The 7,689-nt window shown below is 62.1% G+C and carries 7 protein-coding genes; 3 read left to right on the forward strand and 4 right to left on the reverse strand.

Annotated features, from left to right (window positions below; translation table 11 throughout):
- Positions 1-138 (reverse strand): prepilin-type N-terminal cleavage/methylation domain-containing protein (locus LAN64_20110; protein MBZ5570131.1); only part of this gene is annotated, 138 nt, incomplete at its 3' end.
- A gap of 329 nt (positions 139-467) precedes the next feature.
- Between LAN64_20110 and LAN64_20115 the strand changes: the two genes are divergently transcribed.
- On the forward strand, positions 468-824 hold the full coding sequence (locus LAN64_20115) for an STAS domain-containing protein (protein ID MBZ5570132.1): 357 nt from the start codon (positions 468-470) through the stop codon (positions 822-824).
- A gap of 3 nt (positions 825-827) precedes the next feature.
- Here the strand turns inward: LAN64_20115 and LAN64_20120 are convergent, their stop codons facing one another.
- Together LAN64_20120 and LAN64_20125 are read right to left on the reverse strand one after the other, a co-directional pair.
- A complete protein-coding gene (locus LAN64_20120) occupies positions 828-2,477 on the reverse strand; it encodes a diguanylate cyclase (GenBank protein MBZ5570133.1) in 1,650 nt (549 codons plus the stop codon).
- 352 nt (positions 2,478-2,829) lie between these two features.
- Positions 2,830-3,057: a hypothetical protein gene (locus LAN64_20125; GenBank protein ID MBZ5570134.1), complete on the reverse strand. Its 228-nt coding sequence runs from the start codon at positions 3,055-3,057 to the stop codon at positions 2,830-2,832.
- A gap of 123 nt (positions 3,058-3,180) precedes the next feature.
- On the opposite strand from LAN64_20125, the gene LAN64_20130 reads away from it, so the two are divergent.
- Positions 3,181-3,642, forward strand: coding sequence for a heavy metal-responsive transcriptional regulator (locus LAN64_20130; protein MBZ5570135.1), 462 nt, complete (start codon positions 3,181-3,183; stop codon positions 3,640-3,642).
- A complete protein-coding gene (locus LAN64_20135; protein ID MBZ5570136.1) occupies positions 3,639-6,488 on the forward strand; it encodes a heavy metal translocating P-type ATPase in 2,850 nt (949 codons plus the stop codon). The genes LAN64_20130 and LAN64_20135 overlap by 4 nt, the downstream gene beginning before the upstream one ends.
- A 153-nt stretch (positions 6,489-6,641) precedes the next feature.
- Here LAN64_20135 and LAN64_20140 read toward each other — a convergent pair whose 3' ends face one another.
- A complete protein-coding gene (locus tag LAN64_20140) occupies positions 6,642-7,415 on the reverse strand; it encodes a CPBP family intramembrane metalloprotease (GenBank protein MBZ5570137.1) in 774 nt (257 codons plus the stop codon).
- Positions 7,416-7,689: the final 274 nt, after the last annotated feature.

Genomic DNA, 7,689 nt, shown 5'->3' on the forward strand with positions numbered 1-7,689 from the left:
GATCGAACCCACCGCCGAAGCTTCGTTCGCGGCAATGCGCGAGCGCAGCAGGTTGGGAATGGCGATCGCGGCGATAATCAGGATGATTGCCACCACAATCAGCAGCTCGATCAATGAGAAGCCTTTCTGTTTACGCATGTCGTCTCTCCGTTTTTGCTATCGGAATTGCCAAACAAATCTGCACTCGGCGCGCCAATGCGAGCGGCGGAACCGCCATGGTTACACACCAGGTGTAAGTACCAATCGTTTCATTGACCTGGCGAAGTTTGCCAGGCACAACCGGTGAATTCCATTGACGGGTTGCGGCGAAGCTGCGGGGTATCGATTGACAAAATGTGTCATCCAGAACAGCGAAAAGTGTCACAAACGTAGCGGAAGAGGATGTCCGGCCATGGCCACCTGTGTCAGAGCCGGGACGGCCGCTGACATGCTGATGCTAGAATTCCGGTTAGTTGGGGTGAGTGAATATGCTGCCCAGTACTGGGACTTCCATCCACCGGCTGCGCCTTCGTACCACACCCACCGCGGAGGCGGTTGTCATCCACTGCACGGGTCGCCTGACGTCCGACTATACCGAGGAGCTGCGCGATGAATTCATGCGCGTGCTGCCGGGCGCCAGCCGGATCGTGCTCGACCTCAGAGATCTGCGGCACATGGACAGTTCGGGGCTGGGAACGTTGGTGCGGCTTTATGTCTCCGCGAAATCGGCCAACTGCGAACTGGAGCTGGTGAACTTGAATCAGCGGATCAAAGAATTGCTCGGATTGACCAACCTGCTGTCGGTGTTCAGCACGTGCGGACAGTACCTCACGAAGATTCCATGAGGATCATGGCAGGGCAGCGGTGGCGGCTCCGGTTGCAGGCTGGACTACGACCGCGGGCGTGGCGGCGCGGGGGAAATAGACGGTGAAGGTGCTGCCGCGGCCAGATTGACTGTCCACTGCGATGTAGCTGCCAGTTTGCTTGACAACTCCGTACACGATAGCCAATCCCAACCCGGTGCCCTGGCCTTCCGGCTTGGTGGTGAAGAAGGGCTCGAAGATGTGCGCTTGGGTGCGCTCGTCCATGCCGACGCCGGTGTCGGAGACAGAGAGGCTGACGTAGGAGCCCAGGCGTGAGCCGGGATGGGCTTGCACAAATGCCGAATCCAGTTCGGCGTTGGCAACTCGCAGGATCACGCTGCCGCCCTCGGGCATAGCGTCGCGCGCGTTCACGATCAGGTTGAGCACCACCTGCTCCACCTGGCTGGGATCGGCGCGCGTGGAACCGAGATCGGGGGCGAGCTGAAAGGTAAGGTTGTAGCGCTTGCCGAGCACCGATCGAATGATCGTCTCCATGCCCAGCACCAGGCGATTCAATTCCAGGCGGTGATCGTGCTGCGGCTGCCGCTTGCGGCTGAAAGAGAGCAACTGGCGGGTCAAGGTGGCGGCGCGCTGGGCAGCGCGGTCGATCTCCTCGACTTTATCGCGCATCCCGTCGCCGACAGGGATGTAGTCGAGCAGCAACTCGCTGTAGCCGCGGATGATGGTCAGCAGGTTGTTGAAATCGTGGGCCACGCCCCCCGCCATCTGCCCGACCGTCATCATCTTCTGCTGCTGGGCAACTTCGGCTTCCGCGACGCGTACCTTTTGTTCCGCGGAGCGCGTGTGCTTATCGGCATAGAGGGCCTGGTCGGCGCGGGCCAAGAGATCGTCAGCGGTATCGCCGTGCCGGTACTCGGCCCACCCGGCGGCAAAGGTGATCTCGATCTTCTGCCCCGCGTACTCAAGGTTCAGGCCGCGCAGGTGCATCAGAACCTTGGGAACGTGCTCGGAGGCACACTCCGGCAGCAACACCAGGAACTCATCGCCGCCCATGCGCACCGGCAGGTCGGAGGAGCGGAAGCAGCGCTTCAGGTGGTGGGCGAACGCTTGCAGGGCGCAATCGCCGGCGGCATGGCCATGCTGGTCATTGATTGCCTTGAAGCCATTGAGGTCCAGCATGAGCGCGGTCAGGGCGTATCCCTGGCGCGCGGAGCGGGCGATTTCAACCGGCAGGTGTTCCTTGGCAAAGCGGCGGTTGTAAAGCTCGGTGAGCGGGTCCACCACGGCGAGGCGCTCAAAGGTCTCCGCGCGCGCCTCCAGGGAGGCCATTTCAGCCAGTTGCGTTGCCAGTTGCCGCCGCAGGCGCTTGATCAGAACTTGCTGGTAAATGACGAACAAGCTGAACAGCAGGACGAGCCCGAACAGGCCGTGAACCGCGATATCCAGTTGCAGCCAGTAGGACGGATTCTGCTCGCGCAGGATGCTGGAGAAGCTGAGCGAGAAGATGGCAAAGGTAAGCAGCAGCATGACCAGCACAGCCGCTCCCCAGAGCCACCAATCCTGATTTTCCAGCCGGCGCAGGCGAAAGCGAATGTCATCGAGACTGATCACACGCTGGTGGTCAGCAGCGCCGGCAGGCACACGGCTGGTCGCTTTTGGCTGCTGCTCGGTCAAGGGTCACCCGCACTCGATGGAGCCTGACTATAACCCATTCAACCCAATGAAAGATGCAATAATTCAGGGCACTGGGGAGCGTTGGTCGCAGTTGCGGCGCGGTGCAGAATCAGGACACCGCGGGCCGGTGGAGCGGGGAACGTAATTCTTTCCCGCGCGTCGGCAAAAGCTACCCAACGGCCCCTGCGCTGGGTCCTCTAAGGACCGTATTTTCAGCGCAGGGCGGATGGCATGAAGTATGCATTGGAGAAGGCCAGACGAAGTGGCGCGCAACAGGGGCGCTCTTGAGAATGACTTTCGGCCAGAGAGTTTCTTGAGCGCCCCTTTGCATTCTCCAGCCAATTCTCAATTTCTAAGCCAGGGCAAGCTTCCCACACAGATTAAGTCCGGCACGGCGAAGCAAGGCCGCGACAACGTCTTCTTTCAGGCGGGTGGCGTCGTATTCCACCCGGATGGTGTGCTCCTTCTCGTTGAAGGCAATTCGCCGGATGCCGTAAACGTCGCGCACGCTGTCCAAGGCGCGCATCTCCTGCGGCCCGGGCGGGTTGCCGTAGCGGAATGCGACTTCCACCGCAGACATGTCTCGTCCCCCGTTGAAGAATCCCGAACTACTGCCTTGAGGCGGAACCTACTATAGCAGGCGGACACGCCGCAAGTTTTGCCGCTTGACATTATACTTTACTGTAAGGTTTACACTTACAGCATGAGGATTGGAGAGCTGGCAGGTGAGTTGGGGACGACCGCGCAGGCCGTCCGCTTTTACGAGCGCGCCGGATTGCTGCGGGAGCCGGAGCGCACGAAGTCGGGATACCGCGTATACGGCGCTACGGACGTGGAGCGCCTGCGTTTTATTCGCAAGGCGAAGGAGCTTGGGTTTTCGCTGAGCGAAATCGGCGGCATTCTCCACATGCACGATGCCGGGCAGGTGCCATGCGCCAGGGTCATGGAGATTGCGGAGCGGCATCTGCGGGAAACGCGGGCGGAGATCCGGCGCTTGAGCCGTTTCCGCGCGGAGCTAGCGAGCGCCCTCCGCCGCTGGAGGAGAACGCCGACACGCACTATCACCGGCGACGCCATCTGCGCACTGATCGAGCGCACGGTGGACGATAATCACTGGAAGAATCGCGCGGTTAGATCGTCAGGCCAGAGGAAAGGACGCGTATGACCGACAACACCAGCGCGCTTGCGAAAGATCCGGTGTGCGGGATGAGCGTGGACCCCGCGCGTGCCAAGGGCACGGCCGAGTATCAGGGCAAAAGGTATTACTTCTGCTGCCCGGGATGCGCGCAGAAGTTCACGGCGGAGCCGCAGAAGTATCTCGGCAAAGCACTAGGGCTGGTCAACCTGTCTTCGTCTTTGTCTATGCCCACGCCCGCTGCGCGCCCTCCCGCCGGACTGGTTGGAATCGGCGCGCCCACTCCGCCACCGGCGCCGCCGGAGCGCGATCCGGTGTGCGGGATGATGGTGAATCCGGCGCATCCGGCCGGAAAAGCTGAGTACAAAGGCAAGACGTATTACTTCTGCAATCCGCGATGCGAACAAAGATTTCGCGCCGAGCCGGAAAAATACCTCGCCCCTGAGCAAGCGCAACCCCCAGCGCCGCCCCAAGCGGGCGAGAAGCAAATCTACATCTGCCCAATGGATCCGGAGGTTAGGCAGGAAGGTCCGGGCGCCTGCCCCAAGTGCGGCATGGCGCTGGAACCGGAAATGGTCACCGCGCTGCCCACCAAAACCGAATGGGTGTGCCCGATGCACGCGGAAGTAGTGCGCAGCGAGCCAGGAGCGTGCCCGATCTGCGGCATGGCGCTGGAGCCGCGCACGGTCACCGCAGCGGAACCCGAGAATCCCGAGTTGCGCGACATGACGCGGCGGTTCTGGATCGGCCTAGCGGTTACGATCCCGTTGCTCGTGATCGCCATGGGCCACATGGCGCCCTCGCTGACACAGCTATTTCCGCGCTGGCTGCCGACCTGGGGCGAGCTCGCGCTGGCTACGCCGGTGGTGCTGTGGGGCGGATGGCCATTCTTCCAGCGGGCGTGGACGTCCATCGTGAACCGCCACGCCAATATGTTCACGCTGATCGGCATGGGCGTGGGCGTGGCGTATGCGTACAGCGTGGTGGCAACGGTGGCGCCGGGAGTTTTTCCGGAAGCGTTTCGCCGGCACGGGGTGGTGGATGTCTATTACGAAGCGGCAGCGGCGATCACCACCCTGGTGCTGCTCGGGCAGGTACTGGAACTGCGCGCGCGCAGCCGCACCAACACCGCCATCCGCGCGCTGCTGGATCTCTCGCCCAAAATGGCGAGACGCGTCAAGGCGGATGGCAGCGAAATCGATGTTCCGCTGGAGCAGGTGCAGCCGGGCGATCTGTTGCGCGTACGTCCGGGAGGAAAAATTCCGGTTGACGGCGTGGTCGTAGAAGGCAGTAGTTCGGTCGATGAATCCATGATCACGGGTGAGGCAGTTCCAGTGGAGAAAACTGGAGGAGCGCGTGTGATCGGCGCCACGGTGAATGCGCAGGGATCGTTCATCATGCGCGCCGAGCGGGTGGGCAGCGAGACGCTGCTGGCGCAGATCGTGCGCCTGGTGGCGGAAGCGCAACGCAGCCGCGCGCCCATCCAGAGGCTGGCCGACCGTGTCGCCGCCTATTTTGTTCCGACGGTGATCGGCATTGCGGTGATTACTTTCATTGTGTGGGCGATTTTCGGACCGCAGCCGCGCTATGCCTACGCGCTGGTGAATGCCGTTGCCGTGCTGATTATTGCCTGCCCGTGCGCGCTCGGACTGGCAACGCCGATTGCGATCATGGTTGCCACGGGCCGCGGGGCTGCCGCCGGCGTGCTGATCCGGAATGCCGAGGCGCTGGAAACTCTGGAGAGAGTCGACACGCTGGTGGTGGACAAGACGGGCACGCTCACCGAAGGCAAGCCGAAGTTGGTCTCGATCGTCACCGCGCCGGCACAGGACGAGCCGGAGTTGCTGCGGCTGGTCGCGGATCTGGAGCGCGCCAGCGAACACCCGCTGGCGGCAGCGGTGGTCAAAGCCGCGGAAGAAAGAAAACTGACACCGGCCAAGGCAACGGATTTCAAGTCACTCACTGGCAAAGGCGTGGTCGGGCGAGTGGAGGGCAGGGAAGTCGCGGTTGGGAATGAGGCTCTGCTGGACGAATTGCGTATCCGCGCTGCCTTCGAAGCGGTTGCCCCACTGACGGTTGCCCCACCCTTGTCGCTCGCAGGAGAGTATGCCTCGAAGCAAAACGAGGGAGAGCGACAGGGTGGGAATTCTCATGCGGTCGGCCCACCCTTGTCCCGCCCGGGGAAGCCTGCCCCGAGCGAAGTCAAAGCGGCGGGACAGGGTGGGAACTTACTCGACCATGCCGACCAACTTCGCCATCAAGGTCAGACCGTCATCTACGTCGCCGTGGACGGCAGGCCCGCGGGCGTGCTCGGTGTCGCCGATCCCATCAAGCCTTCCACCGCGGAGGCAATCCGCGCCCTGCACGACGAAGGCGTGCGCATCGTCATGCTGACCGGTGACAGCCGCGCCACCGCCGAGGCGGTCGCCCGAGCCCTCGGCATCGATGACTTTGAAGCCGAAGTGCTGCCCGAGCGCAAATCCGAAGTGGTGAAGCGGTTGCAGGCGCAGGGACGCGTGGTCGCCATGGCGGGCGACGGCATAAACGACGCGCCCGCGCTGGCGCAGGCCGACGTCGGCATCGCCATGGGGACAGGGACCGATGTGGCCATGGAGGCGGGCGGGATCACGCTGGTCAAAGGCGACCTGCGCGGCATCGCGCGCGCGCGGCGGCTGAGCCGGGCCACGATGCGCAACATCCGGCAAAACCTGTTTTTCGCCTTCGTCTATAACTCGCTGGGAGTGCCGATCGCGGCGGGCGTGCTCTACCCAATCTTCGGTTGGCTGCTCAGCCCGATCATTGCGGCGGCGGCGATGAGCTTCAGCTCGGTGTCGGTGATTTCCAATTCGCTGCGGCTTCGCAAAGCGCGGCTGTGAGGCGTGCGCGACATTTGAAACGCTCCCCACCATCAGGCCAAGTCAAACGGCACCAGCCCAAACTACGTCCTGAAAAAGGGGGCTCGGCACGTAACTTGTGATATGGCGATTTATCGCTCGTTGTGTCACGAGACCTAAGCGCATCCAGTGCGATCAGCAGCGGTCGGCGGTCCGCACCGTATAGCGCGTTTCAGGAAATCGAAGGTTGATTAACGCGAAGGCGAACACGTATCCGAGCAGCGTGACGACGCTAGCCTCCGGTCCCGCGGTTCCACCTGTCATCCACTTCGAGCCTTGAAAGGATGGGTTGAGCAAGTGACCGGCAACGGTGATGCCACTGTCGGGGACGCCGTACAGGAAGCTTTGAGCCCAATCCCACGCCGCATGGATGCCAATGGCAAACCACAAACTGCCCGTACGTTGTAGCGTGAAAGCCAGCAGAAGGCCCACGATCACCAGACTCACTGAACCCAGCCAGTTCTCTCCAGCATTGACCGCAAGGTGAACACTCCCGAACAAGACAGCCAAAAGCGCCGCGGCCGGCCAGAAGCCCAGCCCTCGCGCCAACGCAAACAGCGGGTATCCGCTGAAGGCAAACCCCTCAGCCACGCCTACCATTGCGAAAACCGCTGCCCAGAGGACCGCGAATACGGCCGTCTTTTCCTGCGTAAGGCCAATTGAACCGAAATAGAAATTGCCCGTCGCCCTCAGCACCAGCAGCACACAGCTGATTAGAGCGACGCCCCAGAGCAGCCCTTCCAAGAAACGCGCGCCGAATGCACCTCGGACGGGAAGTCCGTAGTCAGCAAAGCTGCGCCTCTCGACTCGCGCAAAGATGGCGCTCGTGACCAGCACTCCAAACAAGAAGACGCCTTCGTTTAATAACGCTCGGCCGGGAGTTAAGACGGTGGTGGGCTGGCGCGGCATGGTTAGCCACGCACGGACCGCCCGAATCACCAAGCCTAAGGAGGAGATGAGGATAGCAAATACAGCGTAAAACAGCAGGACTCTCCACCCCGATCGCACTCCGTTCAAGCCGACAAACAGATTCTTGAATGATGAATGCTTAGCAGCCCGTGGTGTAAGTAGCTGAATTTCGGCACGGGCAGCGGCGTACTCGGTTGCGTGAGTTCGCCAAGTTTTTCGCGCGGGACATCGAGATTCCACTTCTGCACGGCCGATTCCGATCTTCCCGGCGCGG

The organism is Terriglobia bacterium, assembly GCA_020073185.1.
Lineage (GTDB): Bacteria > Acidobacteriota > Terriglobia > Terriglobales > Acidobacteriaceae > JAIQGF01.